Genomic DNA, 347 nt, shown 5'->3' with positions numbered 1-347 from the left:
TTTGTGCTTCATTGATCGCGTCATCAAGCTCTTTTTCCGACAGATGTTTCACCAACTTGGTCCGACGAGAAGCCTTCATTAGCGCCTATACGCGCTCCGTAGATTCAAACATAGCGCAGACCACTCGACGTCCACTTGCTCGTCACGGTCAAGTTGGAGTGTTTTGCCACCCGTGTTTGCGAACTCGTGATCGAAGGCGATACGAGAGAGGATTTCGCCAAAATCCTCTCTCGTGTATTCACCGCACTGTTTCACATCGAAATCCAACTCCGGGAACAGCAACGTCGAAGCAGCGCGACAGACCTGTTTTGCCTCAGTTGTCTCGACCATTTTTTGACCAACGCGGC

At 51.0% G+C, this 347-nt stretch carries 1 pseudogene; it reads right to left on the bottom strand.

What is annotated here, in order from left to right:
• Positions 1-78 precede the first annotated feature (78 nt).
• A pseudogene (locus tag O2S87_RS18995) lies at positions 79-347 on the bottom strand (hypothetical protein); the annotation flags it as partial.

The organism is Halohasta sp. A2 (assembly GCF_056175805.1).
The sequence above is the reverse complement of the archived record's forward strand: the minus strand, read 5'-3'. Positions and strand labels throughout refer to the sequence as shown.